Below are 25,899 nucleotides of genomic sequence, written 5' to 3' on the forward strand. Positions count from 1 at the left end.
TGAAGAACTCTCCAGCCTTCAGCAAGTGAAGGAAAGCCTGGAAAGCGAGATGCTCGTGCTGACTCTCGATCCTGATGGGCGGGTGCAGTCGGTCAACCAGAACTTTCTCAGTGAGATGCACTACAAGAGCAACGAGCTGATCGGACGACACATCGAAGACATCGTTCCGGATCATGTGAAAACCGACGAATTCCAGCAGCGCTTCAAAACTGCAATGAACCGTGGCGAACACTTCGCCGGTGCCGTGCGCCTGTTGCGCGGGACGGGTCAGGAAGCGTGGTTGCGTTCGATCCTGCAGCCCGTGCGCTCGGCAGATGGCCGGATCAAGCATTTCTCGATTTTCTCCAGCGACCTGACCCGCACCATCGAAGCCTCCCGTGAACATGAAAACCTGATCGGTGCGTTGGTGCGTTCGACCGCAGTGATCGAGTTCGACCTCAATGGCAACGTGTTGACAGCCAACGACCGGTTTCTCTCCGGCATGGGTTACGGCCTGGCGCAGATCAAAGGCAAGCATCACCGTACCTTCTGCCTGCCGGAGGAGTACAACAGTTCGGAATACCAGAATTTCTGGCGTCGCCTGAATGCGGGTGAGTACGTGGCAGGCCGGTTCAAGCGTATCGACAGCCATGGTCGTACGGTTTGGCTGGAGGCGTCCTACAACCCAGTGGTCGATGCCAACAACAAACTCTACAAAGTAGTGAAGTTCGCCACAGTGATTACCGATCAGGTCAATCAGGAACAAGCCGTCGCCGACGCCGCGAACATTGCCTACAGCACGTCGCAGCAAACTGACCAGAGCGCCCAGCGTGGCAACGCCGTGGTGACGCAGGCGGTGGACGTGATGCGTGATCTGGCCAAGCATATGCAAACCGCTGGCGACGGTATCGAAGCCCTGAACGAACAGTCGCTGGTGATCGGCACCATCGTCAAAACCATCAGCGGCATCGCCGAACAAACCAACCTGCTGGCGCTCAATGCCGCTATCGAAGCCGCGCGCGCCGGTGAGCAAGGGCGAGGTTTTGCGGTGGTGGCGGACGAGGTTCGGCAACTGGCCTCGCGCACCAGCCAGGCCACCGATGAGATTGTGCTGGTGGTGCGTCAAAACCAGGACATGGCCCGCAACGCCGTGGCCCTGATGACCGACGGCAAGCTTCAGGCGGAACAGGGGCTGGCGCTGGCAGCAGAAGCGGGCACGGTGATTGTCGAGATCCAGGACGGCGCCCAGAAAGTCGTGAATGCGGTAGGACAGTTCGCCAATCAGTTGTCGACTTGAGTCAGCGCTGCATTTCCCTGTAGGAGCGATGCTTGCTCGCGAAGATCGTCTGGTCAGCGCGAGCATTCAAGCAGCACGCGTTGTCGTTGACGTCCATCGTCGGAACGCCGCCCGGAGCAAGCATCGCTCCTACAGGTTTTTTGGGTTTTTATGCCGCTACAATCGGCTTTTTTCCCAAGGAGCAGACATCCATGAGCGTTTCCCACCGCCGCCCGGTCCCTTTGCCCAAGGCTTATCGTTTGCTCAACCACGGGCCAACCGTGCTGGTCAGCGCAGCTCATGGAGGGGAGCGCAATATCATGGCGGCGGCCTGGGCCATGCCGCTGGATTTCGAACCACCGAAAATCGCCGTGGTGCTGGACAAGTCCACCTGGACCCGCCGATTGCTGGAGGCCTCGGGCACCTTCGTGCTGAACGTTCCCTGCGCCGCACAGGCCGATATCGTGCAAACAGTCGGTTCGACGTCCGGTCTGGAGCTGACTCGGGATCAGGGACGTGACAAGTTCCAGACCTATGCCTTGCAGACCTTCAATGCCGACTTGATCGACGCGCCGATGCTCGATGGCTGCGTCGCCTGGCTGGAATGCCGACTGCTGCCGGAGCCGGATAACCATCAACAATATGATCTGTTCCTGGCCGAAGTGATTGCCGCTCAGGCCGACGAGCGCGTGTTCAGTGACGGGCGGTGGCACTTCGAAGGGCAAGACGCGTTGCGCACCTTGCACCATGTGGCGGGTGGGCACTTTTTGACCATTGGCGAGCCGGTGGACGGCAAGACGATGCAACCGTAAGGTGGCGAAGACGAGAGCCGTTTGCACAATCACATCGAGGTTTGGCAATGAGTAAATTGCGTGTAGGCATTATCTTTGGCGGCCGCTCGGCAGAGCATGAAGTGTCGCTGCAGTCGGCGAAAAATATCGTCGATGCCCTGGATCGTTCGCGTTTCGAACCGGTGTTGATCGGCATCGACAAACAGGGGCATTGGCACCTCAACGACCCTTCGAACTTCCTTCTGAACCAGGAAAATCCGGCCTTGATTGCCCTCAATCAATCGAACCGCGAATTGGCGGTCGTACCGGGCAAGGCAAGTCAGCAGCTGGTGGAAACTTCCAGTCAGGAGCTGTTGGGACACGTCGATGTGATTTTCCCGATTGTCCACGGCACCCTGGGTGAGGACGGTTGCCTGCAAGGTCTGCTGCGTATGGCTGATCTACCATTTGTCGGTTCCGATGTGCTGGGTTCGGCAGTGTGCATGGACAAGGACATCAGCAAGCGCCTGCTAAGGGACGCCGGACTGGCCGTCACGCCGTTCGTTACCCTGACCCGCACCACCGCAGCGCGCAGCCGATTCGATGAGGTAGTGGGCAAATTAGGCCTGCCACTGTTCGTCAAACCGGCAAACCAGGGCTCATCCGTTGGCGTGAGCAAGGTCACCGACGAAGCCGAATACACGGCGGCGGTCGCACTGGCACTGGGCTTTGATGAAAAAGTGCTGGTCGAGTCAGCCGTCAGTGGCCGCGAGATCGAATGTGCTGTGCTCGGCAATGACGACGCCATCGCCAGCGGTTGCGGCGAGATCGTGGTGCATGGCGGGTTCTATTCCTACGACAGCAAGTACATCGACGACAAGGCCGCTGAGGTGGTGGTCCCGGCCAATATCAGCGCAGAGGCCAGCGAGCGCATCCGTGCCATGGCCGTCGAGGCGTTTCAGGTGCTGGGATGCTCCGGGCTGGCGCGGGTCGATGTGTTTCTGACCGACAACGGCGAAGTGCTGATCAACGAAATCAATTCGCTGCCGGGCTTCACCCGCATCAGCATGTACCCGAAACTGTGGCAAGCCACTGGAATGACCTACAGTGAATTGGTCACACGGTTGATCGAACTGGCCTTGGAAAAACATCAGGCTCGACGGACGCTGAAAATCAGTCGTTAAAGGCTGTGTGATTTCGGGTTATTGATAAGAGGGCTTGCCACGCTGCAAGCCCTTACATTGACCGCTCAATCCCCCAACGCTTCACCCTCGCGCCGAGGGTCGGCGCCTCCTGCCAGTGATGCTTTGCCCTGCGCATCCTTGACTCGAACGATCGCCTGGGTGCCGCTGGTCATGTCGATCTCGCTCACGCTGTGGCCTTTGTCTTTCAACTCCCGGATCAGTGCCGGGCTGAACTGCCCGCGTTCCAGTTCGGTGGGGCCGTTGCGGCTGCCGAAGTTGGGCAGGTTGATGGCCGCTTGTGCATCAAGGTTCCAGTCGAGCAGGCCGACGGTGGTTTTGGTGACGTATTCGATGATTTGCGAGCCGCCGGGTGAGCCGACGCTGGCGACGAATTCACCGCTCTGGCGGTCGAAAATTAACGTGGGGGCCATGGACGAACGAGGGCGCTTGCCCGGTTCGACGCGGTTGGCCACTTTTTGCCCATTCTCTTCGGGGATGAACGAAAAGTCGGTCATCTCGTTATTGAGCAGGAAGCCTTGAACCATCAGGTGGGAGCCGAAGGCGGATTCGATGGTGGTGGTCATGGAGACGGCGCCACCCTGGTCATCGACGGCCACCACTTGCGAGGTGGAGATTCGCAGCGGCGACCGATCCGGCGCGTAAGCCACCTGAATGCCCGGTGGCGTACCCGGTTGAGCCGTGCCCATGCTGCGTTCACCGATCAGAGCGGCGCGACTCGCCAGATACGTCGGGTCGACCAGACCCTTGACGGGCACCGGCACAAAGTCTGTATCGGCCACGTATTGGGCGCGATCGGCATAGGCCAGCCGCTCGGCTTCCGATATCAGGTGCACTGCTTGGGCGGCAGGTTCGATGCCGGCGGGAGCATTGGACTTGACCGGTTTCATGGGCGCCAGGGCAAAGCGTTTGTCGCGTGTCTCCAGGGCTTGCAGCGTGCCGAGTATCTGCGCCACGGCAATCCCCCCCGATGACGGCGGCGGCATGCCGCAAACCTGCCAGCGTTTGTAGTCGGTGCACAGAGGGGCGCGCTCCTTGGCGCGGTAGTGTTGAAGGTCGTTCAGCGACAGACTGCCCGGGTTGGCATGGCCCTGAACCTTGGCCACGATCTCTTGGGCGATAGCGCCTTTGTACAAGGCATCCGCGCCTTCTTTGGCAATGCGCTGGAACACGACGGCCAAAGCCGGGTTTTTCAGACGTGTGCCTATGGCTTTCGGGCTGCCATCGGTATTCAGGAAGTACGCCGCCATCTCGGGTGAATTGCGCAACTTCGAGTCTGAGGCGATCAGTAAGTGAAGGCGCGGCGAGATGGCGAAACCTTGCTCGGCGAGTTCGATGGCCGGTTCAAACAGCTGCGCCCATGGCAAGCGTCCGTGTTTTTGATGGGCCAGTTCGAGTGCGCGCAATACCCCTGGTGTACCCACCGAACGCCCGCCAATCTGAGCCTGGGTGAACGGCATCGGTTGCCCGTCGGCTTGCAGGAACAGCTTCTCGGTAGCGCCCGCCGGTGCCGTTTCGCGACCATCGTAAGTGCGTACGGTCTTGCCATCCCAGAGCACGATCAATGCGCCACCGCCGATACCTGACGATTGCGGCTCGACCAGCGTAAGAACCGCCTGCATCGCAATCGCCGCATCGATGGCCGAACCACCGCGACGCAGCATCTCCCGTCCGGCTTCGGCCGCGAGCGGGTTGGCCGCTGCCGCCATGTGATGCGTGGCGTGTCGGGTCTGCAGATCGGTGCGATAGCCAGAAGCGCTTTCCGGTGCGAGCGGCAGCGTCGACGATGGCGAGGAGGGCGGGGCGCTGCAGGCAGCCAAGGTTAAAGCAGTGGCGATCAGCGACAGTGCTGTCAGGCGAAAGCGGCTCAAGTGGAAGGCTGAAAGCACGTTGGGCACTCCGTCCGTTGGATAAAGGGTCAGCGGACTTTATCGACCCCTACGGGGTGACGCAAACCGGGTCCCGTTAAAAGACGCTTTTGTCCTTCATGAATGGGTGGAATTTCTGTAGGGTCGTTGCCAATAGTCAGGTCAGAAAACCAACAAGAGGCAACCATGCAGACCGAGTTTCCGACTCAGCCAAGCTACCGTTCCCAGCGCGAACAATTCCTTGCGGCGGCGACTGCGGCCGGGGCGACGCTGACCGAGTATCCGCACCCGCTCAGGGGGCCATTCGGCGAGCACTTGAGCACTGATGTGGCGGTGCTTGGCGATCCTGCCGCCAAACGCTTGCTGGTTGCGTTGAGCGGCACCCATGGTGTCGAGGGCTTCTATGGCTCGGGTTGCCAGATCAAGTGGCTGCAGGAATTGGGCAAGCGCTCGCTGCCGGCCGATGTCGCCGTGGTGATAATCCATTCGATCAATCCCTGGGGCATGGCCTGGTTGCGCCGGGTCAACGAAGACAACATCGACCTGAACCGCAATCATCTGAACTTCGACGGTCCATTGCCGGACAATCAGGCCTATGACGCGCTGCACGAAATCTATGCGTGCGCACAATTGCACGGTCCTGAGCGTGATCGCGCCGATGCCTTGCTTGATGCGCAGATCCGCGAGCATGGGTGGCCGGCGGTGATGTCGATTGTCGAGGGCGGGCAGCATGCACATCCCGATGGATTGTTTTACGGCGGGCTGGCGCCGAGTTGGTCGAATCGCACCTTGCACCGGATCATTCAAACGCATGTAGCGCATGCCGATGTCGCCATGTGCTTTGACCTGCACACCGGTGCCGGCGAGTATGGTCATCCCATGTTGCTGACGATCACCGAAGCGGCGTATCCGGCGCTGGCCGATGCCCAGGCCATTTATGGCCCGTGGCTCTACACCTTACACACCGGTGCCGACACCCTGAGCGAGACCGGCGTTGCAGCGACTGCCACCGGTTATACCTCGCAGGCGTTGATCAATGCGTTGCCGCAAGTGCGGTTGATACCGTTCGTCATTGAGTGCGGGACCTATCCGGGGGCGGATGTGCATCGTCATTTGCGTGACGACCACTGGCTGCATTTGCATGGCAACCCAAATGATGCCGCAGGGCGTGAAATCAAACTGAATCTGCTTGAGCAGTTCAACCCGGCCGATAGCGATTGGCAGGCCATGGTCTGGCTGCGGACCTGGCAGATCTGGGAGCGGGCATTGTCGGCGCTGCCGACGGTTCGTATCTGAGGCCGTTTCGTGTAGGAGCGAGCTTGCTCGCGATGGTCGTCAACGAATACGCGTGTTCACTGGCTAAAAGCGGTGCTCATGAGTCCATCGCGAGCAAGCTCGCTCCTACAGTTCAGCGACCATTTTCTCGAGACATAAAAAAACGGCCTACCTTTCGGTAAGCCGTTTTTAGTACTTGGTGGCTACACAGGGACTTGAACCCCGGACCCCAGCATTATGAATGCTATGCTCTAACCAACTGAGCTATGTAGCCAAGTGGCGCGCATTATTCACCGGTAATGCAGATGCGTCAAGCGTAAATCTAAAATATTTCTCTACACTTTCAACCGCTTATCCTCCTGAGCCGAAAAAACGGCTCAGGGGAGGGCGTCAATTGAGCTGAAACCTGCCGGTATTGGCACTCAAGGCCTTGCTGCCCTGGCTCAAGGTGTCGGCTGCAAGGTTCACTGCCCGTGCGCCTTCGAGCAAGCGGAGCGCCGCCTGATCGACTTGCTGGATGTTGCCGCTGACTTCGTCGGCGGTGCTCGCCTGTTCGTCGACCGCCGTGGCGATCTGCGCCAGGGTGTCGGTGACGCCCTGAACGGCGCTGGCAATTTCACCCAGGCGTTCACCGAGGCCGGTGACAGCTTGTGCATCGGATTGTGCCTGGCCGCAAGCTGCTTGCATCAAGCTCACCGCTTCGTTCACGGTGCTGCGCAGGCTATCGACCGTGCCAGCGATCTGCGCGGTCGAGGACTGGGTGCGTTGCGACAGGCTGCGCACCTCGTCGGCGACCACCGCAAAACCGCGACCCTGTTCCCCCGCGCGAGCGGCCTCGATGGCGGCATTGAGTGCCAACAGATTGGTCTGCTCCGCGACGCCGCGAATGGTGTCGACTACCAGTTGAATCTGTTGCCCTTGTTCACTGACCCGGCCCAGGGCCGCAGCAGTGTCGTTCAAGCGCTGATTGAGCTGCTGAATGCTCGCTGTCGTACGTTGGCTGTCACGGCTGCTGTCGGCGGCAATGCGCTGGGTGTGCTGAGCGCTGCCAGAGGCCCGTTCACAGCTCGCGGCTACCCCTTGGGAGGTGGCGGCCAATTGCGTTGCCGCCGCGGCGATCTGACTGATCTGCAGTTGCTGCGCTTCAACTTCGCCAAGGGCGTCGCTGGAGTGGTGATTGAGGGTTTGCACCGCATTGCTCAGTTGCAAGGTTTCGTGATCGACACCCAGCAGGCTGGTGCGCAGTTGCAGGACGGCGACATTGAGGGCGGTGCTGATGGCCGCCAGTTCGTCCCGCCCTTGCACCGGCACTTGAAGGCCGAGATTGCCGTCGCGCAGGGCTTCTGCGAGCAAGGTGATACCGCTGGCACTGCGGCGGATCGACGCCTGCAAACAGATGAACAGATACAGCGCGGCCAGCAGCAGGACACTGAAAATACTCGCCACGATGATGAACTGGCGAATCGCCGAGTCATGGTAGTAATCCAGGCGCTGATCCAGCGACACCAGTGATTGCTGGCGCAGTGCGGCGAGGTCGGCGAGCAGGGCGTCCAGGCTACGCTCGAAGTCTTCCGGCTTGAGGTTGATGCTGCCGCCGAACACGCCGTCATCGAGGACTTTCAAACCGGCATCAAGGTGCTTGAGGCTGTCATGGTACTGCCCGGCCCAGGCTTGCAAAGCGCTGGGCAATCGCGCTTCGAGCAGCCCCGCGGTTTTCACCAACTGCTCCCGCGCGTCGCCGATCCGGCTGCGCAAGTCACGCAATTGCAGACGGCTTTGCAGCGTGAATTGCCCGGATACCACCGAGGCTTGGCCGACACTCGCCAGGCGGCCGACCCGTTCAATCAAATCGGGCGCGTGCTGGGTGGAGATTTGCGTCAGCAAATAAGTCTCCAGCCACGGTGCCAGCGTCAGGCGGTTGTCCATGGCGATCTGTTCGCGCAAGGCTTGTACGGCGCTCAAGGCGCTTGTGAAGCGGTCATAGCCGTCCGGCCACCAGCCGACGCTGCTCAGACTCTTTGAGTCCAGACCGTTGAGGGCATTTTGTAGCGCTTGATAGCGGGCCAGGGTTTCGCCCTCGGCGCCTTCCTTTTGCAGTGCGTTGTTCAGATCCGAAGTGGCCTGGGCGACAGCAGGCTGGACCGCATCGAACGCGGCCATGGCGGCAAGGGTTGCCGGGGTTGGCTGGCGATTGGTTTCGGTCGCGCGCCAACGCGCTGCACGATCACGCTGTGCCGCCAACAGGTTGTCGAGCGCATCGAGGGCGAGCAGTTGACGAACCCCTGCACGTTCGCCGGAGATCAGGTTCAATTTGTCGCGATAGTCCTGACTAATCATCCACAGGCTGCCGGCCAGCGGCAGGATAAACAGCAGAAACAACAGCTGGAATTTACGCGCAAAGCCAAAACGCCCCAGCAGTCCGATCCCCGGTGATAAAAAAGCCTGCATGCCCCTTGACTCCTTTGGACACCACGCACCATCGGCGTGCGTCGAGGTGCTGCGACCCGACTTGTGCCCTTTAAAAGGCCTCGAAAGTTCACCTTTGCCAGCTCTGTAGGCCGACTCTGTAGCGAAACTTCCCATTCTCGGTCCCCTTTGTAAGGCGGCCGCGTTGAAGCGGATAAGCAAGGCAAGATTCAGACCATGGCTATGCGCTATCACCTGTTCGGCGATGAAAATCGAGGTCGTTAGCAGGCTAAGGGGATAGCGCTGCCGCACCGAAAAATGGCACATTGGCGCACCTGCCCGTGTGCACCTCTCTGTTGTCCGGAATTCCTCATGGCTCTCAGCAACGTTCAGTCTGCCGCTACGTCGGCGTCCGCTCCTTCGCAAAGCAGTCCGCTGGTCATGCGCATCATCGGCGCGGTGGCGCTGGCGCACTTGATCAACGACCTGATTCAATCAGTGCTGCCGTCGATCTATCCGATGCTCAAGGCCAGCTATGGCCTGACGTTCACCCAGGTCGGCCTGATCACCCTGACCTTTCAACTGACGGCCTCGTTGCTGCAACCCTGGGTCGGTTATCACACGGATCGCCATCCCAAGCCTTGGTTGTTACCCGCAGGCACGGTCTGCACCTTGATCGGGATTCTGATGATGTCGGTGGTGGGGAGCTTTCCGCTGATTCTGTTGGCGGCGGGGCTGATCGGTATCGGTTCGTCGACATTTCACCCGGAAGCCTCTCGCGTGGCGCGACTGGCCTCGGGCGGGCGTTTCGGGCTGGCACAATCGACCTTTCAGGTCGGCGGCAACGCGGGTTCGGCCTTTGGTCCGTTGCTGGCGGCGGCGATCGTCATTCCCTACGGCCAGGGGCACGTGGCCTGGTTCGGATTGTTTGCGGTGTTCGCGCTGTTCGTGCTGTACCGGATCAGTCGCTGGTACGCCAATCACTTGAACCTGTTCAAGCTCAAACAAGGCCAGGCGGCGACTCACGGCTTGTCCAAGGGGCGGGTGATCAGCGCACTGGTGGTTCTCGGGCTATTGGTGTTTTCCAAGTACTTTTACATGTCCAGTATCACCAGTTACTTCACCTTTTACCTGATCGAGAAATTCGATCTCTCGGTGGCCAGTTCGCAGTTGCACCTGTTCCTGTTTCTCGGCGCGGTAGCGGCGGGGACCTTCTTTGGCGGGCCGATCGGCGACAAAATCGGACGTAAGGCGGTGATCTGGTTCTCGATCCTCGGCGTTGCGCCATTCACCCTGATCCTGCCACACGTTGACCTGTTCTGGACAAGCATTCTCAGCGTGGTCATCGGTTTCATCCTGGCGTCGGCGTTCTCGGCCATCGTGGTGTACGCCCAGGAACTGGTGCCGGGTAATGTCGGGATGATCGCTGGAGTGTTCTTCGGCCTGATGTTCGGCTTCGGCGGGATCGGCGCGGCGCTGCTGGGACATCTGGCGGATATTCACGGCATCGAGTACGTGTATTTTCTGTGCTCGTTCTTGCCGTTGCTGGGCGTGCTGGCGATCTTTTTGCCTCGCACCAGAAAGGCCTGAGTCTCACGCATCTCCCTTGTGGGAGCGAGCCTGCTCGCGAAGGCGGACTGTCAGTTGGACATGTGTCGACTGACACGCCCTCTTCGCGAGCAGGCTCGCTCCCACAGTTGTTTGGCGGTATGGCGGGTGGAATTGCAGGCACAAAAAAGCCGCGTATCAAACGCGGCTTTTTCTTGGACGGGTGCTTCGCTTTACAAAACTTAGACGTTGAAGCGGAAGTGCATCACGTCGCCGTCTTTAACGATGTAGTCCTTGCCTTCCAGGCGCCATTTGCCGGCTTCCTTGGTACCGGCTTCACCCTTGTACTGGATGAAGTCGTTGTAGGCGATGACTTCGGCGCGGATGAAGCCTTTTTCGAAGTCGGTATGGATCACGCCGGCAGCTTGTGGTGCGGTGGCACCGACGCGAACGGTCCAGGCGCGGACTTCTTCGACACCGGCGGTGAAGTAGGTCTGCAGGTGCAGCATCTCGTAGCCGGCACGGATCACGCGGTTCAGGCCAGGTTCTTCAAGGCCCAGGGCCTCCAGGAACATGTCCTTTTCTTCGCCATCGTCGAGTTCGGCGATTTCAGCTTCGATCTTGTTGCACACCGGTACAACCACTGCGCCTTCTTCTTCGGCGATGGCCTTGACCACGTCCAGGTGCGGGTTGTTCTCGAAGCCGTCTTCCGCCACGTTGGCGATATACATGACCGGCTTGGTGGTCAGCAGGTGGAAGCCCTTGATCACCTGCTTCTCGTCAGTGCTCATGTTCTTCATCAGGCTGCGCGCAGGCTTGCCTTCGGTGAAGTGAGCGATCAGTTGCTCCAGCAGGCCTTTCTGAACCACGGCGTCCTTGTCACCGCCCTTGGCGTTGCGCGCGACTTTCTGCAGTTGCTTCTCGCAGCTGTCGAGGTCGGCGAAGATCAGTTCCAGGTCGATGATTTCGATGTCGCGTTTCGGGTCGACGCTGTTGGAGACGTGAATCACGTTTTCGTCTTCGAAGCAGCGGACCACGTGGGCGATGGCATCGGTTTCGCGGATGTTGGCCAGGAACTTGTTGCCCAGGCCTTCACCTTTCGAAGCACCGGCTACCAGCCCGGCGATGTCGACGAATTCCATGGTGGTCGGCAGGATGCGCTTTGGATTGACGATGGCTGCCAGGGCATCCAGACGCGGATCCGGCATCGGCACGATACCGCTGTTGGGCTCGATGGTGCAGAAGGGGAAGTTTTCGGCCGCGATACCGGATTTGGTCAGGGCGTTGAACAGGGTGGACTTGCCGACGTTAGGCAAGCCGACGATGCCGCAATTGAATCCCATGGTGTTTCCCCTCGGGTAAAAGTCAGGCCTTCTGGCTGTGCAGGTTTTTCATCGCGCGGTTCCATTCCCCGGCGAGGATATCCGGCAGCACGCCGAGGGCAAAGTCGATGCTGGCATCGAGTTTTTCCTGTTCGGCGCGTGGCGCACGACCCAGGACGAAATTTGAAACCATACTGGCAACGCCTGGGTGGCCAATGCCAAGCCGCAGGCGGTGAAAGGTATTCTGATTGCCCAGCTGCGCAATGATGTCGCGCAACCCGTTATGACCGCCATGGCCGCCGCCCTGCTTGAGTTTGGCAACGCCCGGAGGCAGGTCGAGTTCGTCGTGCGCCACCAGGATTTCTTCAGGCTTGATGCGGAAGAAACCGGCGAGTGCCGCTACGGCCTGGCCGCTACGGTTCATGTAGGTGGTGGGAATCAGCAGACGAACATCCTGACCCTGGTGCGAATAGCGCCCGGTCAGGCCGAAATACTTGCGATCGGCCACAAGGTTTACGCCTTGTGCGTGCGCGACGCGCTCAACAAAAAGGGCCCCTGCGTTATGCCGGGTCTGTTCGTATTCAGCGCCTGGATTTCCCAGGCCAACGATCAGTTTGATGGCAGTCACGATAGGGGCCCTTCCTAGGAGTGGTGGATAACATCGCCGCAACCAGGGGAAGCGGCGAAAGTGGACGAAAATTGCTCATTTACCATGATGTAAACTTCGCGTTCTCGCCCGCTTTCTCGCTACGCTCTAGTCCGCGATGTTTCCGGTCACTCCGGCGTACAGAGTGAAATTACTCTGCAGCGCCTTCGGTAGCTTCTGGAGCAACACGTGGAGCGTGGACGTTGGCAACAGCCTTGTCATCACCGTGTGCCAGAGCAACGAACTCAACGCCTTTAGGGGCTTTGAGGTCGGACAGGTGAATGATCGAACCGATCTCGGCGTTAGCCAGGTCGACTTCGATGAATTCAGGCAGGTCTTTCGGCAGGCAGGACACTTCGATTTCCGAAGTTACGTGCGAGATTTCGCCGCCTTTCTTGATCGGTGCTTCTTCGTTGATGAAGTGCACTGGAACGATAGCGGTCAGTTTCTGGCCGGCTACTACGCGTACGAAGTCAGCGTGCATCACGTGGCCTTTGGCCGGGTGACGTTGCAGAGCTTTGATAACGACGTTTTGCTTGGTGCCACCAACGTTCAGCTCGATGATGTGGCTGTAAGCCGCTTCGTTTTCGAGCAGTTTGGCAACTTCTTTGGCCAGCATGCTGATGGATTCAGGGGCTTTGTCGCCACCGTAAACTACAGCTGGAACCAGGCTTGCGAGACGACGCAGGCGGCGGCTCGCACCTTTCCCCAGGTCGGAACGCACTTCAGCATTCAGAGTAAAATCGTTCATGTTGTATCTCCAAAATAACCACATTCGCCCCAGCGTTTGCGACCAGCGCTAAAGGCGATATGGGCAAAAAAGCCCCGCCCCGACAGGAATGCCGGGGCGGGGCGCTTTTCGTCAACGAAATGTTCGAAAAGGGCAGGGCCCTTAGCGGAACATCGCGCTGATCGATTCTTCATTGCTGATGCGGCGAACCGCCTCGGCAACTACCGGTGCGATATCCAGTTGACGGATACGCGCACAGGCTTGTGCTGCAGCGGACAGCGGGATGGTGTTGGTCACCACCAGCTCGTCCAGCACGGAATTTTCGATGTTTTCGATCGCCCGACCCGACAGCACAGGGTGCGTGCAGTAGGCGAAAACCTTGGCAGCGCCATGCTCTTTCAAGGCCTTGGCCGCGTGGCACAGGGTGCCGGCGGTATCGACCATGTCATCGACCAGGATACAGGTACGCCCTTCGACATCACCGATGATATGCATCACTTCAGAGTGATTGGCTTTCTCACGGCGTTTGTCGATGATCCCGAGATCCACGCCCAGGGATTTGGCAACGGCACGTGCACGCACGACGCCGCCAATGTCCGGGGACACGATCATCAGGTTTTCGAAGCGCTGATCTTCAATGTCATCCACCAGAACCGGGGAGCCGTAGATGTTATCTACCGGAATATCGAAGAAACCCTGAATCTGGTCAGCATGCAGATCAACCGTGAGAACACGGTCGATGCCGACTACGGTAAGCATGTCAGCAACGACTTTCGCGCTGATAGCCACACGTGCGGAACGCGGACGGCGATCCTGACGGGCATAACCAAAGTAAGGAATAACAGCAGTGATACGAGTAGCCGAGGAGCGGCGGAAGGCATCAGCCATCACTACCAGTTCCATCAGGTTATCGTTGGTCGGAGCGCAAGTCGGCTGAATAATGAAGACATCTTTACCGCGGACGTTTTCATTGATCTCGGCAGTGATTTCGCCGTCGGAAAACTTACCGACAGAAATGTCACCGAGAGGGATATGCAGCTGACGTACGACACGCCGAGCCAGATCGGGGTTAGCGTTCCCCGTAAAGACCATCATCTTGGACACGCGCAGTACCTGAAGGCTGAGGGTATACCTGGATGAGTATAGGAAAATGGCAGGGGCGGCTGGATTCGAACCAACGCATGGCAGGATCAAAACCTGCTGCCTTACCGCTTGGCGACGCCCCTGTATCTGTTGCAACGAGTACCCTGTACTCGGTTCCTTTAGAGCAGACTTTGCAGCTTGCGATGCAACATCGAAACGTTGCTTCCTTTTGCTACAAAACCTGTAAGGGTCTCTGTCAGAAGGGCCGAGACTTTATCAGCTTCAGCTTTGCTTGGGAAGCCCCCAAACACACAACTTCCAGTTCCGGTGAGTTTTGCTTCGGTAAATTTACCTAGCAAATTCAAGGCGTTACGTACCTCTGGATAACGTCTTGCTACCACCGGCAAGCAGTCATTTCGACTGTTTCCCTTGGGAACGGGGCGCACTTTAATGGGCGGCGAGTTACGTGTCAACAACGGATCTGAAAAAATTTCTGCTGTGCTAACAGAGACTTGCGGTACCAGTACGAGGTACCACGGTTCTTCAGGCTCAACGGGCGTAAGTTTCTCTCCCACACCCTCCGCAAAAGCGGCATGGCCGCGTACGAAAACCGGGACATCGGCGCCCAGCGTCAACCCCAGTTTGGCCAGCCGATCCTCGTCCCATCCCAGTTGCCACAGGTGATTCAGGCCGAGCAGGGTCGTGGCGGCATTGGAGCTTCCGCCACCGATCCCGCCACCCATGGGCAGGATCTTTTCGATCCAGATATCGATGCCGAGCGAGCAGCCGGACTGCGCCTGGAGTTGTCTGGCGGCTTTGACGATCAGATTGCTGTCGTGTGGGACGCCTTCGAATTCGGTGTGCAGACGAATGACGCCGTCATCGCGCACGGCGAAAGTGATTTCGTCGCCGTAATCGAGAAACTGAAACAGCGTCTGCAGTTCGTGGTAGCCGTCTTCCCGGCGACCGAGAATGTGCAGCATCAGGTTGAGCTTGGCCGGGGAGGGCAGCGTCAGGCGATTGGCCGGCATGTCATATCCCCAGCTTGCGTGGTTGCCAGGCCTTGATCACCAGCGTGACATCAAGGTCGGTGCCATGCAGTTTGATCCGCTCGGGTAGCCAGTAACCGTTTTGTTCGGTATAGGCGGTGTATTCCACCTGCCAGCCGTCCTGTTCGAGACTGGCCAGACGACTGTCGCCGTCGAGGGTCAGGCGGCTTTTGCTGTCCGGAGCCGGGAGTCCGCGGACCCACCAGGCCAGATTGGAGACAGGCAGTTTCCAGCCCATTTGCTCTTCAAGCAATGCATCCGGGCTCGGCGCTTCGTAGCGTCCCTGGTTGGCGACTTCCAGGGAAACCTTCCCGGGGCGTCCGGTCAGGCGTGCCGCACCGCGACCCAAGGGGCCCGAAAGGCGGATGTCGTAGTAATCCTGGCGCTGCAACCAGAACAGCGTGCCGCTGCCCGAGTCCTTTGGTGCGCGAATGCCGATCTTGCCGTCGATCTGCCAGCCATCAAGCCCCGTCAGTTGCTGTTTGTGTTCGCGCCATTGGGCGGGGTTGCCGTGACCCTCGAGCGATTCGCGGGCACCGAAACCCGCGCAACCGGCGAGCAGGGCGATGAAGCTGAAAACGATGATGTGGCGCAAAAACATAATCTTAAAGAGTCTCTGATCCGGTCAGGCGCTTGATGGTGCTGCGCAGGATAGGGCTGTCGGGTTGTTCCTTGAGGAACTTGCCCCAGATTTGCTTGGCTTCACGCTGCTTGCCATTGGCCCACAGGACTTCACCCAGATGCGCGGCGACTTCCTGGTCGGGAAAGCGCTCCAGCGCTTGCCGCAGCAGGCGTTCCGCTTCGTCGAGATTACCCAGGCGGAAATTCACCCAGCCGAGGCTGTCGAGGACCGCCGGGTCTTCCGGATTGATCTTGTGTGCCTGTTCGATCAGGGCCTTGGCCTCGACGTAGCGCGTGGTGCGGTCGGACAAGGTGTAGCCGAGGGCGTTCAGCGCCATCGCATTGTCCGGGTCACGCTTGATGATTAGGCGCAGGTCTTTTTCCATCTGCGCCAGGTCATTGCGTTTTTCCGCTTGCATGGCGCGGGTGTAAAGCAGGTTCAGATCGTCCGGGTACTGCTGCAGGGCTTTTTGCAGGACATTCCAGGCTTTGTCGCCCTGTTTGTTGGCAGACAGGGTTTCGGCTTCGATCAGGTACAGCTGAATTGCGTAGTCCGGTTGCTCGTCGCGCTCGGCGGCGAGTTTGCTCTGGGCTTCGGCGGTCTTGCCGTTGTTCATCAGGATATCGGCCTGACGCAATTGAGCCGGCAGGTAGTCGTTGCCCGGGCCGACCTGACCGTACTCGATCAGCGCACCTTGTGGATCGTTGCGCTCTTCGGCGATGCGCCCGAGGTTCAGGTGCGCCGAATCGACGTGGCTTTCGCGGGCGATCAGGTCCTCAAGATAGCCTTTGGCCTCGTCCCAGGCCTTGGCTTCCAGGCACACCAGCGCCAGGGAATAACGCAGTTCGTCATCTTCCGGGTATTGCTGGACCAGGCTCGAGAATTCGGCCTTGGCGTCATCCATGCGGTCCTGTTCGACCAGCATGCGCGCGTAGGTCAGGCGCAGGCGCTTGTCGTCCGGGTATTTCTTGATGCTTTTTTGCAGCAGCGGCAAGGCCTCATCGCCGCGATCAAGGGATTGCAGCAGGCGCGCGCGCAGCAGGATCGGGGCGATTTCGCCATCGTCCGGCGGGTTGTCTTCCAGCAGGGTCAATGCGCCTCGGGAGTCGCCGTCCTGTTGCAGCAGCAGGGCCTTGCCGAAAATCAGCTGGCTGTTGTTCGGGTGGCGCTGCAGCAAACGGTCGAAACTCTTCATCAAGCCGTTGCGCGTGTCCTGGTCGGTATCGGCCGCGGACAGGGCGAGGAAGTCGAAATGGGTGTCGCCTTTGCCTTGCAGGACTTTTTCCATATAGGCCATGGAGTCGTCGTAGCGCCCGGCCCGTGCCAGTTGCACGGCGGCGGCCCGTTGCGCCTCGAGGTCGTCCGGGGCGTTTTTCGCCCAGATCAGCGCGGTATCCAGAGCCGCCTGATCGGCGCCCAGGTATTCGGCGATGCGGAATGCCCGTTCGGAGATGCCCGGATCCTGAGTGTTGATCGCCTGGGTGACGTAGTTGTCCAGGGCAATGTCGAAACGATTGCGCTGGCCAGCCAGTTCGGCGCTCAACAGGCTGAAGATCGTGTCTTCACTGAACGAGCTGTAAACCTTGGGCTTTTCAGGTGCCGGGGTGCTGTCTTCGGCCGGCGGCGTACCGTCCGACGACACCGGTGCCAAGGCCTGGCAGCCGCTGAGGAAGACTAAAGCGAGAAGCAACGCGGAAGATCTATTCATATAGGAAGAGGACGACTAACCTGCGGTCGGATCATCATGACACAAGCCTTGGGGCAAACATAACCGGGCCGCCAATTTACCCGCTGCTCCTGTACAGGCAGAGGTCGAGTCCGTGTAAATGAGAGCCGCTCTCAAACACAGGTGCCGCCTACTGGCTCAATAGATATCGAGTAGTTGTTCTGAATCTGACGAAGTAGGACAATTGCCGGCTTCACGTCACCATCAGCGACTTTGAATGGCCTTCCTCGCACTCGGTATTAACCACAAGACTGCTTCAGTAGACGTCCGCGAGCGCGTGGCCTTTACCCCTGAGCAGCTGGTTGAGGCCTTGCAGCAGCTCTGCCGACTGACCGACAGCCGCGAAGCTGCGATCCTCTCCACCTGCAATCGCAGTGAACTCTATATAGAACAGGATCACCTGTCGGCGGATATCGTGCTGCGCTGGCTGGCCGAATATCATCATTTGAGTCTCGATGAGCTGCGCGAGAGCGCCTATGTGCACGAAGATGATGCGGCAGTTCGTCACATGATGCGGGTGGCTTCCGGGCTCGATTCGCTGGTGTTGGGCGAGCCGCAGATTCTCGGTCAGATGAAATCGGCCTACGCCGTGGCCCGGGAGGCCGGCACCATCGGTCCGTTGCTCGGGCGGCTGTTCCAGGCCACGTTCAATGCGGCCAAGCAAGTGCGCACCGACACCGCCATCGGCGAGAACCCGGTGTCCGTGGCATTTGCCGCGGTCAGCCTGGCGAAACAGATTTTCAGCGACCTGCAACGCAGCCAGGCCTTGCTGATCGGCGCCGGCGAGACCATTACCCTGGTCGCCCGTCATCTGCATGATCTGGGGGTCAAGCGCATCGTGGTGGCCAACCGCACGCTGGAGCGTGCAAGCACCTTGGCCGAGCAGTTCGGTGCCCATGCGGTGTTGTTGTCGGACATTCCGGCCGAGCTGGTGCGCAGTGACATCGTGATCAGTTCGACCGCCAGCCAATTGCCGATCCTCGGCAAGGGGGCGGTGGAAAGCGCCCTGAAGCTGCGCAAGCACAAGCCTATTTTCATGGTGGATATCGCCGTTCCGCGCGATATCGAACCTGAAGTTGGCGAGTTGGACGACGTTTACCTGTATAGCGTCGACGATCTCCACGAAGTGGTCGCCGAGAACCTCAAGAGTCGACAGGGCGCTGCCCAGGCAGCGGAAGAGATGGTGTCGGTCGGTGCCGAGGACTTCATGGTCCGCCTGCGGGAGTTGGCGGCAGTCGATGTACTCAAGGCCTATCGTCAACAAAGCGAACGCTTGCGCGACGAAGAACTGCAAAAGGCCCAACGCCTGCTGGCCAATGGTGGCAGCGCTGAAGAAGTGTTGGTGCAGTTGGCCCGTGGCCTGACCAATAAACTGTTGCACGCACCGAGTGTGCAGTTGAAAAAGCTCTCTGCCGAAGGTCGCCTCGATGCGCTGGCGATGGCCCAGGAACTCTTTGCCCTCAATGAGGGCTCATCGGAAAGCTTTTCGGATAAGAAACCGCAATGAAAGCGTCACTGCTCAATAAGCTGGACATCCTCCAGGACCGTTTCGAAGAACTGACCGCCTTGCTCGGCGATGGCGAGGTCATTTCCGATCAGAACAAATTCCGCACCTATTCCAAGGAGTACGCGGAAGTCGAGCCGATTGTCGACACCTATAAACAGTTGCTCAAAGTGCAGGGTGACCTCGAAGGCGCCCAGGCGTTGCTCAAGGACAGCGACCCGGACATGCGTGAAATGGCCGTGGAAGAAGTCCGCGAAGCCAAGGAACGCCTGGTCGAACTGGAAGCCAGTCTGCAACGCATGCTTTTGCCCAAGGACCCGAACGACGGGCGCAACGTGTTCCTCGAGATCCGGGCCGGCACCGGTGGTGACGAGGCGGCGATCTTCTCCGGCGACCTGTTCCGCATGTATTCGCGTTATGCAGAACGTCGCGGTTGGCGGGTAGAGATCCTCTCGGAAAACGAGGGTGAGCACGGCGGCTACAAAGAAGTGATCGCCCGGGTCGAAGGCGATAACGTCTACGGCAAGCTGAAATTCGAGTCCGGTGCCCACCGTGTGCAACGGGTTCCGGCGACAGAATCCCAAGGGCGCATCCACACCTCGGCCTGCACCGTGGCGGTATTGCCCGAGCCGGACGAACAGGAAGCGATTGAAATCAACCCGGCGGACCTGCGGATCGACACCTACCGCTCCTCCGGTGCCGGCGGTCAGCACGTCAACAAGACCGACTCGGCGATCCGCATCACTCACTTGCCATCCGGCATTGTCGTTGAGTGCCAGGAAGAGCGTTCGCAACACAAGAACCGCGCGCGGGCGATGGCCTGGCTGTCGGCCAAGCTCAATGATCAGCAGACCAGCGCCGCCGCCAATGCCATCGCCAGCGAGCGTAAATTGCTGGTGGGTTCCGGCGACCGTTCCGAGCGCATCCGCACGTACAACTTTGCCCAGGGCCGGGTGACCGATCACCGGGTCAACCTGACGCTGTACTCCCTCGACGAAATCCTTGCCGGTGGCGTCGATGCAGTGATCGAGCCGCTGCTGGCCGAGTACCAGGCCGATCAACTGGCAGCGATAGGTGAGTAAATGACGATCATTGCCAGTTTGTTGCGTGCCGCCGATTTGCCCGACTCGCCTACGGCACGTCTGGATGCCGAATTGTTGCTGGCGGCGGCGTTGGGCAAGTCCCGCAGCTTTTTGCACACCTGGCCGGAGCGCATCGTCCCGAGCGAAGCGGCGTTGACGTTCGCCGACTATTTGCAGCGTCGTCGCAGTGGTGAGCCGGTGGCTTACATTCTCGGTCAACAAGGTTTCTGGAAGCTCGACCTGGAAGTGGCGCCGCACACGCTGATCCCGCGCCCGGACACCGAGTTGCTGGTGGAAACCGCACTCGAATTGTTGCCGGCTACTGCGGCGAAAGTACTCGACCTTGGTACCGGCAGCGGCGCCATTGCACTGGCCCTGGCCAGCGAGCGTCCGGCATGGCAGGTCACCGCCGTGGATCGCGTGCTCGAAGCCGTGGCCCTGGCCGAGCGCAATCGCCAGCGCTTGCATCTGAATAACGCCAGGGTGCTCAGCAGTCATTGGTTCAGCGCCCTGGAAGGCCAGCGCTTTGAGCTGATCATCAGCAACCCGCCTTATATTGCCGCGACCGACCCGCACCTGGTGGAAGGTGATGTGCGCTTCGAGCCGGCCAGCGCCTTGGTGGCCGGAGCCGACGGGCTCGACGATCTGCGCCTGATCGTCGCCCAGGCACCGGATCATCTGGAGGCCGGGGGCTGGTTGATGCTCGAACACGGTTACGATCAAGCCGAAGCGGTGCGCGATCTGCTGCTGACCCGTGGCTTTGAAGACGTCCACAGCCGCACTGACCTGGGCGGTCACCAACGCATCAGTCTGGGGCGCTTGCCATGCTGAATGATCAGGAATTGCTGCGTTACAGTCGGCAAATACTGCTGGCTCACATCGACATCGAGGGTCAATTGCGGCTCAAAGACAGCCGTGTGCTGATCGTCGGTCTGGGCGGTCTCGGTGCGCCAGTGGCGCTGTACCTCGCGGCTGCGGGCGTCGGTGAGTTGCATCTGGCGGATTTTGACACGGTCGATCTGACCAATCTGCAACGCCAGATCATCCACGACACCGACAGCGTCGGCATGAGCAAAGTCGACTCGGCGATCAAGCGCCTGGCGGCCATCAATCCTGAGATTCAACTGGTCGCCCATCGTACGGCACTGGATGAAGACTCTTTGGCAGCTGCCGTGGCCGGGGTGGATCTGGTCCTTGACTGTTCCGACAATTTTTCCACCCGCGAAGCGGTCAATGCCGCGTGCGTGTTGGCGGGCAAACCGCTGGTCAGTGGCGCGGCGATTCGTCTCGAAGGGCAATTGTCGGTGTTCGACCCACGTCGGCCGGAAAGTCCGTGCTACCACTGTTTATACGGGCACGGCAGCGAGGCCGAATTGACCTGTAGTGAAGCCGGGGTGGTCGGTCCGTTGGTGGGACTGGTCGGTAGCTTGCAGGCGCTCGAAGCGCTGAAGTTGCTGGCGGGCTTCGGCGAACCGCTGGTAGGACGCCTGTTGTTGATCGATGCGTTGGGCTCGCGTTTCCGTGAGTTGCGGGTCAAACGTGATCCGGGCTGCAGCGTCTGTGGGCCGAAGCATGCGTGACGCGCCGATTGGCGTGTTCGACTCGGGTGTCGGTGGGCTTTCGGTGCTGGCCGAGATCCAGCGGCTACTGCCCAATGAGTCTCTTTTGTACGTCGCCGATTGCGGGAACATTCCCTACGGCGAGAAAACCCCTGAGTTTATCCAACAGCGTTGCAGCGTCATGGCCGGCTTTTTCCAGCAGCAGGGCGCCAAGGCCCTGGTGCTGGCCTGTAATACCGCTACCGTCGCCGGCGTTGCAGACCTGCGCCGCGATTACCCCGAATGGCCCATCGTCGGCATGGAGCCCGCGGTCAAACCGGCAGCGGCCGCTACCCGCAGTGGAGTGGTCGGGGTGCTGGCCACGACCGGCACGCTGCAGAGCGCCAAATTTGCAGCGTTGCTCGACCGTTTCGCCACCGATGTGCGGGTGATCACCCAACCTTGTCCCGGGTTGGTGGAGCTGATCGAGAAGGGCGATCTGCACAGTCCAGCCCTTCGCCAGCTGCTTGAAAGTTATGTTGGACCGCTGCTTGGCGCGGGCGCGGACACCATCATCCTGGGTTGTACCCATTACCCCTTTCTCAAGCCACTGCTCAAGCCGATGATTCCTGACGACATCAGCCTGATCGATACTGGCGCCGCTGTTGCACGGCAACTTCAACGCTTGTTGGGCGAACGCGAGTTGCTCGCCGATGGGCCAGCACGAACTGCGCAGTTCTGGACCAGTGCCGATCCGCAGCATTTCACAAATATATTGCCGATCTTGTGGAATAACGCTGGCGTTGTGCGAAGCTTTGAGGAGTAAGAAAGCTTTGGGGCGTCGTAAACATTGGGGTGAACTTCTGATAAATCGCCGACTTCTATAGCTGTGTGCGTCGAGCAACAAAAAAACCAAACGAAATCGTTCGGAAAAGGAAGTTTCTATGAAGCGACTATTCTGCTTGGCCGCGATTGCGGCCGCACTGATGGGGCACAGTTTTACCGCACAAGCGGCAGGCGTGGAGTTCGGGATTGGCCAGACCGGCGAATCGACCATGACTTATCGTCTGGGCATGCAATTCGATTGGGACAAGAGCTGGTGGCAGAGCGACGTGGGTCGACTGACCGGTTACTGGAGCGGTGCCTACACCTACTGGGAAGGTGACAAAACCTCCGGCAACAACAGCCTGTCGTTCTCTCCCGTGTTTGTCTATGAGTTTGCCGGCCAGAACGTCAAGCCATACGTCGAACTGGGGGTTGGTGTGGCGTTTTTCTCCGACACTGAAATCGAAAACAACAATCTCGGCAGTTCCTTTCAGTTCGAAGACCGCTTCGGAGTGGGGCTGCGTTTTACCGGTGGTCATGAAGTCGGCATTCGTGCGACGCATTACTCCAATGCCGGTATCAGCAGCCCGAACAATGGTATAGAAAGCTACGCGTTGCATTACACGATGCCGTTGTAGCCAGTGAAACAGTCAAATGTGGGAGCGAGCCTGCTCGCGAAAACGGTTTAACATTCAACATGTGAGTTGACTGACACTCCGCTTTCGCGAGCAGGCTCGCTCCCACATGTGGCTTCGGTGAAGTTTGAAATTAGCGGTAAGCCGTCGAAATACCCTGTCGCTCATCAATGCATTCCGGTGCGCCCATCTCGAATTCCCGGCAAATCAGCGGGCGTTTTTCGTAGATGGTGCACATCATCGTGTCGCGATCGAGCGCGGCGCACCAGCCATCATCCAGGCGCAACATGACTTCCCCGCCCCAGTCATCGGTATCGATATAACGCTCGGGCACGCCTGTGTCGGTGATCAACATGACTTCAAGCTGGCAGCAGCAAGCTGCACAACTCGAACACGTCACGGCCGGCTCGGCAATTTGAAGGTGGGGAATGGTATTCATGGCGCGCAGTGTAAGGCAGTCGGCCGGTACTGTGTGAAAGCTCGGACGGACGCTCGGCCGCAGACGACAGGGTTTGTCGTGCGGCCTGGAATGGCAACCTGCGCGTCTAGTCCTTGATCGGCGGACTGCTGCGCACCATGCGCTTGCCGATGGCCAACTTCACCTGCTCGGGCATCGGCGAGAGAGGCCAGAGGGCTGCCATGAACAATCCCGGGAAGGCGATTTCCAGCGGGCGATCCTTGAGTTTGGCGAAAATGTGCTTTGCGGCCTTATCCGCCGGCCAACTCAATGGCATGGGGAGATCGTGTCTGACTTTCAGCGGAGTATCCACAAACCCGGGGCCGATCACGGTAACTTCGATGCCCTCAGGTGCCAGCGCAATGCGCTGGGACTCAAACAGCGTTCGCATCCCCGCCTTCGAAGCGCCGTAGGATTCAGCCCTGGGCAGCGGCAGATAGGTTACCGAACTGGCCATGCCGACCAAGTGCGGGGCGATGCCGGCCCGCAATAACGGCGAGGCAGCTTCGATGCAATAGCTGCTGGCGAGCAGATTGGTCCGCACCACGTGCTCGACGATCGAGGCATCGAACTGCTTGGCATCCACATATTCACAGGTGCCAGCATTGAGGATCACCGTGTCCAGCGAGCCCCACTGTTCAGCGATCTGCTCGCCGATTTCACGCACGGTCTGACTGTTGGTCAGGTCGCCGGCCAGCACCAGTACCTGGCCCGGATATCGCTGGGACAAGACTTTCAACGGCGCTACCGAACGTGAGCTGACTGCCAGGTGAGCACCGGATTTCAGTATTTCTTCGGCCAACGCCGCGCCAATGCCGCTGCTGGCGCCGGTCAGCCAATATCGTCGTGGCGGCGTAAGACTCATCCCCATCTCCTTTTTGGCCAGAAAATCGTCCGGCCCAGCCAACTACTCATGGTAGCCTCCTGTGCCTTGTCGTTGTGGCAGATTTTTGAACGCAGCGAGGGCCCGTGTGCGGGACGCGTGCAAGTCGACAATCGGGGGTGGATAATCCGCGACCCCGAACAGTCCGACGAGGCTCGCCGGGTTGTGCACTTCCTTTTTGTTCAAGCCTGCCAATTCCGGCAACCAGTGCTTGATGAATACACCTTCGGCGTCGAATTTTTCCGACTGGCTCAACGGATTGAAAATCCGGAAGTAGGGCGCCGAGTCGGTGCCGGTCGACGAGCTCCATTGCCAGCCGCCATTATTCGCAGCCAGATCACCATCGATCAGGTGACGCATGAAAAAGCGTTCGCCTTCGCGCCAATCGATCAACAGGTTTTTGGTCAGGAACATCGCTACCACCATGCGCAGGCGGTTGTGCATCCAGCCGGTCTCCAACAGCTGTCGCATGGCCGCGTCGATGATCGGCAAGCCTGTGCGGGCCTGTTGCCAGGCCACGAGTTCTTCCGGTGCATCGCGCCAGGCCAGGGCCTCGGTTTCCGGACGGAAAGCACGGTGGCGCGAAACCCTCGGGTAACCCACCAATATGTGTTTATAGAACTCGCGCCACAGCAGTTCATTGATCCAGGTCACGGCACCGACCTTGCCGCTTTCGAATTCGCCTTGATTGCTTTGCAGCGCAGCGTGCAGGCATTGACGCGGGGATATCACCCCGGCGGCGAGATAGGCTGACAGTTGGCTGGTACCGGGTTTCGCCGGGAAGTCCCGTTCGCTTTGGTAGTAGTCGATCTGGGCATCGGTGAAGCTGTCGAGGCGGCGTCGGGCCTCGGCTTCGCCGGCTGGCCACAATGCACGCAAGCGCTCGGTGGGTGGGGTGAACCCTGGGATGCGGGTTGGAATCTCATCGCTGGCAATGTTCAGCGGCGTTTGCGCCATGGGAGCGCTGACCAGGCGGGGCAGCGACCGGTGCAGGCGTTCGTAGCAGACCTTGCGGAACTGACTGAAGACCTGGAAGTAGGTCCCGGTTTTGGTCAATACGCTGCCAGGCTTGAACAGCAACTGATCGAGATAGCTGTGAACATCGATGCCTTGGGATTTCAGCGTCTCGGCTACCGCCGCATCCCGGCGGGTTTCATGAATGCCGTATTCCTCATTGAGGTGCACGGCACCGATGTTCAGCCGTTGGCAAATATCCAGCAACACCTGCGGCGCGTCATTCCAGCGCGGAGCGTTGCGGATCAGCAGGGGGATGTTCAGTTCGCCCAGTGCCTGTTTCATTTCACCCAGGTTGCGCAGCCAGAAGTCCACTTTGCACGGTGCATCGTCGTGTGCCAGCCATTGTTCCGGACTCAGCAGATATACCGCCACACTCGGCCCCACCGCCGCAGCGGTGGCGAGGGCGGTGTTGTCGTGTATGCGCAAATCGCTGCGCAGCCAGATCAATTGCATGGA

22 protein-coding genes, 2 tRNA genes and 2 pseudogenes are annotated in these 25,899 nt (G+C 59.5%); 12 read left to right on the forward strand and 14 right to left on the reverse strand.

Translation table 11 applies throughout. The features are described 5' to 3' along the window. Window positions 1-49 precede the first annotated feature (49 nt). The 4 genes and pseudogenes from CKW21_RS32195 to ddlA all read left to right on the forward strand — a co-directional run. Window positions 50-736, forward strand: a pseudogene (locus CKW21_RS32195) (PAS domain-containing protein); the annotation flags it as partial. 102 nt (window positions 737-838) lie between these two features. Next, window positions 839-1,276: pseudogene (locus CKW21_RS32200) on the forward strand (methyl-accepting chemotaxis protein); the annotation flags it as partial. 191 nt (window positions 1,277-1,467) lie between these two features. Next, window positions 1,468-2,067, forward strand: coding sequence for a flavin reductase family protein (locus tag CKW21_RS04995; protein ID WP_095192910.1), 600 nt, complete (start codon window positions 1,468-1,470; stop codon window positions 2,065-2,067). 47 nt (window positions 2,068-2,114) lie between these two features. Next, the gene (gene ddlA, locus CKW21_RS05000; protein ID WP_095192911.1) at window positions 2,115-3,209 is read left to right on the forward strand and encodes a D-alanine--D-alanine ligase; all 1,095 of its coding nucleotides are present in this window, start codon (window positions 2,115-2,117) and stop codon (window positions 3,207-3,209) included. Between the two features lie 65 nt (window positions 3,210-3,274). On the opposite strand, the gene ggt is transcribed toward ddlA, so the two are convergent. Then, window positions 3,275-5,116, reverse strand: a complete 1,842-nt coding sequence (gene ggt / locus CKW21_RS05005) for a gamma-glutamyltransferase (RefSeq protein WP_095192912.1) — start codon at window positions 5,114-5,116, stop codon at window positions 3,275-3,277. 165 nt (window positions 5,117-5,281) lie between these two features. On the opposite strand from ggt, the gene CKW21_RS05010 reads away from it, so the two are divergent. After that, on the forward strand, window positions 5,282-6,391 hold the full coding sequence (locus CKW21_RS05010; protein WP_095192913.1) for a DUF2817 domain-containing protein: 1,110 nt from the start codon (window positions 5,282-5,284) through the stop codon (window positions 6,389-6,391). 176 nt (window positions 6,392-6,567) lie between these two features. Here the strand turns inward: CKW21_RS05010 and CKW21_RS05015 are convergent. Next, a tRNA-Met gene (locus CKW21_RS05015) sits at window positions 6,568-6,644 on the reverse strand. 116 nt (window positions 6,645-6,760) lie between these two features. After that, window positions 6,761-9,103 (reverse strand): methyl-accepting chemotaxis protein, encoded by a 2,343-nt coding sequence (locus CKW21_RS05020; RefSeq protein WP_371917505.1) that lies wholly within the window; start codon window positions 9,101-9,103, stop codon window positions 6,761-6,763. A gap of 45 nt (window positions 9,104-9,148) precedes the next feature. On the opposite strand from CKW21_RS05020, the gene CKW21_RS05025 reads away from it, so the two are divergent. Continuing rightward, a complete protein-coding gene (locus CKW21_RS05025; protein ID WP_095192915.1) occupies window positions 9,149-10,366 on the forward strand; it encodes an MFS transporter in 1,218 nt (405 codons plus the stop codon). Between the two features lie 200 nt (window positions 10,367-10,566). On the opposite strand, the gene ychF is transcribed toward CKW21_RS05025, so the two are convergent. The 8 genes from ychF to CKW21_RS05065 all read right to left on the reverse strand — a co-directional run bounded on the left by ychF (window position 10,567) and on the right by CKW21_RS05065 (window position 17,484). After that, the gene (ychF, locus tag CKW21_RS05030; protein WP_095192916.1) at window positions 10,567-11,667 is read right to left on the reverse strand and encodes a redox-regulated ATPase YchF; all 1,101 of its coding nucleotides are present in this window, start codon (window positions 11,665-11,667) and stop codon (window positions 10,567-10,569) included. Between the two features lie 22 nt (window positions 11,668-11,689). Beyond that, window positions 11,690-12,274: an aminoacyl-tRNA hydrolase gene (pth, locus tag CKW21_RS05035; RefSeq protein ID WP_095192917.1), complete on the reverse strand. Its 585-nt coding sequence runs from the start codon at window positions 12,272-12,274 to the stop codon at window positions 11,690-11,692. A gap of 169 nt (window positions 12,275-12,443) precedes the next feature. Next, window positions 12,444-13,043, reverse strand: a complete 600-nt coding sequence (locus CKW21_RS05040; protein ID WP_095192918.1) for a 50S ribosomal protein L25/general stress protein Ctc — start codon at window positions 13,041-13,043, stop codon at window positions 12,444-12,446. Window positions 13,044-13,184: 141 nt separating this feature from the next. After that, the gene (locus CKW21_RS05045; RefSeq protein WP_003171603.1) at window positions 13,185-14,126 is read right to left on the reverse strand and encodes a ribose-phosphate pyrophosphokinase; all 942 of its coding nucleotides are present in this window, start codon (window positions 14,124-14,126) and stop codon (window positions 13,185-13,187) included. 47 nt (window positions 14,127-14,173) lie between these two features. After that, a tRNA-Gln gene (locus CKW21_RS05050) sits at window positions 14,174-14,248 on the reverse strand. A gap of 36 nt (window positions 14,249-14,284) precedes the next feature. Further along, on the reverse strand, window positions 14,285-15,136 hold the full coding sequence (gene ispE / locus CKW21_RS05055; RefSeq protein ID WP_095192919.1) for a 4-(cytidine 5'-diphospho)-2-C-methyl-D-erythritol kinase: 852 nt from the start codon (window positions 15,134-15,136) through the stop codon (window positions 14,285-14,287). Window position 15,137: 1 nt separating this feature from the next. Next, entirely contained in the window at window positions 15,138-15,755 is a 618-nt protein-coding gene (lolB, locus tag CKW21_RS05060; protein ID WP_095192920.1) for a lipoprotein insertase outer membrane protein LolB, read from the reverse strand. A 4-nt stretch (window positions 15,756-15,759) separates the two neighbouring features. Then, complete coding sequence (locus CKW21_RS05065) at window positions 15,760-17,484, reverse strand: tetratricopeptide repeat protein (protein ID WP_095192921.1); 1,725 nt, start codon at window positions 17,482-17,484, stop codon at window positions 15,760-15,762. 235 nt (window positions 17,485-17,719) lie between these two features. On the opposite strand from CKW21_RS05065, the gene hemA reads away from it, so the two are divergent. The 6 genes from hemA (at window position 17,720) to CKW21_RS05095 (ending at window position 23,089) form a co-directional block, all read left to right on the forward strand. Then, window positions 17,720-19,009 (forward strand): glutamyl-tRNA reductase, encoded by a 1,290-nt coding sequence (hemA, locus tag CKW21_RS05070; RefSeq protein WP_095192922.1) that lies wholly within the window; start codon window positions 17,720-17,722, stop codon window positions 19,007-19,009. Continuing rightward, window positions 19,006-20,088: a peptide chain release factor 1 gene (prfA, locus tag CKW21_RS05075; RefSeq protein WP_095192923.1), complete on the forward strand. Its 1,083-nt coding sequence runs from the start codon at window positions 19,006-19,008 to the stop codon at window positions 20,086-20,088. The genes hemA and prfA overlap by 4 nt, the downstream gene beginning before the upstream one ends. Continuing rightward, window positions 20,089-20,919 (forward strand): peptide chain release factor N(5)-glutamine methyltransferase, encoded by an 831-nt coding sequence (gene prmC / locus CKW21_RS05080; protein WP_095192924.1) that lies wholly within the window; start codon window positions 20,089-20,091, stop codon window positions 20,917-20,919. Further along, on the forward strand, window positions 20,913-21,668 hold the full coding sequence (locus CKW21_RS05085; RefSeq protein WP_095192925.1) for a molybdopterin-synthase adenylyltransferase MoeB: 756 nt from the start codon (window positions 20,913-20,915) through the stop codon (window positions 21,666-21,668). The genes prmC and CKW21_RS05085 overlap by 7 nt, the downstream gene beginning before the upstream one ends. Further along, entirely contained in the window at window positions 21,661-22,452 is a 792-nt protein-coding gene (murI, locus tag CKW21_RS05090) for a glutamate racemase (protein ID WP_095192926.1), read from the forward strand. Before CKW21_RS05085 ends, murI begins: the two co-directional genes overlap by 8 nt. A 118-nt stretch (window positions 22,453-22,570) precedes the next feature. Next, window positions 22,571-23,089, forward strand: a complete 519-nt coding sequence (locus CKW21_RS05095; protein WP_095192927.1) for an acyloxyacyl hydrolase — start codon at window positions 22,571-22,573, stop codon at window positions 23,087-23,089. Between the two features lie 130 nt (window positions 23,090-23,219). On the opposite strand, the gene CKW21_RS05100 is transcribed toward CKW21_RS05095, so the two are convergent. The 3 genes from CKW21_RS05100 to phrB form a co-directional block, all read right to left on the reverse strand. Beyond that, a complete protein-coding gene (locus tag CKW21_RS05100) occupies window positions 23,220-23,525 on the reverse strand; it encodes a YkgJ family cysteine cluster protein (RefSeq protein ID WP_095192928.1) in 306 nt (101 codons plus the stop codon). 106 nt (window positions 23,526-23,631) lie between these two features. Continuing rightward, window positions 23,632-24,408: an SDR family oxidoreductase gene (locus CKW21_RS05105; RefSeq protein WP_095192929.1), complete on the reverse strand. Its 777-nt coding sequence runs from the start codon at window positions 24,406-24,408 to the stop codon at window positions 23,632-23,634. A gap of 42 nt (window positions 24,409-24,450) precedes the next feature. Continuing rightward, window positions 24,451-25,896 (reverse strand): deoxyribodipyrimidine photo-lyase, encoded by a 1,446-nt coding sequence (gene phrB, locus CKW21_RS05110; RefSeq protein ID WP_095192930.1) that lies wholly within the window; start codon window positions 25,894-25,896, stop codon window positions 24,451-24,453. Window positions 25,897-25,899 lie beyond the last annotated feature (3 nt).

It is taken from the genome of Pseudomonas sp. Irchel 3A7 (assembly GCF_900187565.1).
In the GTDB taxonomy this organism is placed as follows: domain Bacteria; phylum Pseudomonadota; class Gammaproteobacteria; order Pseudomonadales; family Pseudomonadaceae; genus Aquipseudomonas.

What these genes read in the sequence shown, in the direction of transcription:
- CKW21_RS04995 (WP_095192910.1), top strand. Translation starts at nt 1,468, where the DNA reads ATGAGCGTTTCCCACCGCCGCCCGGTCCCTTTGCCCAAGGCTTATCGT.
- ddlA (WP_095192911.1), top strand. Translation starts at nt 2,115, where the DNA reads ATGAGTAAATTGCGTGTAGGCATTATCTTTGGCGGCCGCTCGGCAGAG.
- CKW21_RS05010 (WP_095192913.1), top strand. Translation starts at nt 5,282, where the DNA reads ATGCAGACCGAGTTTCCGACTCAGCCAAGCTACCGTTCCCAGCGCGAA.
- CKW21_RS05020 (WP_371917505.1), bottom strand. Translation starts at nt 9,103, where the DNA reads ATGTGCCATTTTTCGGTGCGGCAGCGCTATCCCCTTAGCCTGCTAACG.
- CKW21_RS05025 (WP_095192915.1), top strand. Translation starts at nt 9,149, where the DNA reads ATGGCTCTCAGCAACGTTCAGTCTGCCGCTACGTCGGCGTCCGCTCCT.
- ychF (WP_095192916.1), bottom strand. Translation starts at nt 11,667, where the DNA reads ATGGGATTCAATTGCGGCATCGTCGGCTTGCCTAACGTCGGCAAGTCC.
- CKW21_RS05040 (WP_095192918.1), bottom strand. Translation starts at nt 13,043, where the DNA reads ATGAACGATTTTACTCTGAATGCTGAAGTGCGTTCCGACCTGGGGAAA.
- ispE (WP_095192919.1), bottom strand. Translation starts at nt 15,136, where the DNA reads ATGCCGGCCAATCGCCTGACGCTGCCCTCCCCGGCCAAGCTCAACCTG.
- lolB (WP_095192920.1), bottom strand. Translation starts at nt 15,755, where the DNA reads ATGTTTTTGCGCCACATCATCGTTTTCAGCTTCATCGCCCTGCTCGCC.
- CKW21_RS05065 (WP_095192921.1), bottom strand. Translation starts at nt 17,484, where the DNA reads ATGAATAGATCTTCCGCGTTGCTTCTCGCTTTAGTCTTCCTCAGCGGC.
- hemA (WP_095192922.1), top strand. Translation starts at nt 17,720, where the DNA reads ATGGCCTTCCTCGCACTCGGTATTAACCACAAGACTGCTTCAGTAGAC.
- prfA (WP_095192923.1), top strand. Translation starts at nt 19,006, where the DNA reads ATGAAAGCGTCACTGCTCAATAAGCTGGACATCCTCCAGGACCGTTTC.
- prmC (WP_095192924.1), top strand. Translation starts at nt 20,089, where the DNA reads ATGACGATCATTGCCAGTTTGTTGCGTGCCGCCGATTTGCCCGACTCG.
- CKW21_RS05085 (WP_095192925.1), top strand. Translation starts at nt 20,913, where the DNA reads ATGCTGAATGATCAGGAATTGCTGCGTTACAGTCGGCAAATACTGCTG.
- murI (WP_095192926.1), top strand. Translation starts at nt 21,661, where the DNA reads ATGCGTGACGCGCCGATTGGCGTGTTCGACTCGGGTGTCGGTGGGCTT.
- CKW21_RS05095 (WP_095192927.1), top strand. Translation starts at nt 22,571, where the DNA reads ATGAAGCGACTATTCTGCTTGGCCGCGATTGCGGCCGCACTGATGGGG.
- CKW21_RS05100 (WP_095192928.1), bottom strand. Translation starts at nt 23,525, where the DNA reads ATGAATACCATTCCCCACCTTCAAATTGCCGAGCCGGCCGTGACGTGT.
- CKW21_RS05105 (WP_095192929.1), bottom strand. Translation starts at nt 24,408, where the DNA reads ATGAGTCTTACGCCGCCACGACGATATTGGCTGACCGGCGCCAGCAGC.
- phrB (WP_095192930.1), bottom strand. Translation starts at nt 25,896, where the DNA reads ATGCAATTGATCTGGCTGCGCAGCGATTTGCGCATACACGACAACACC.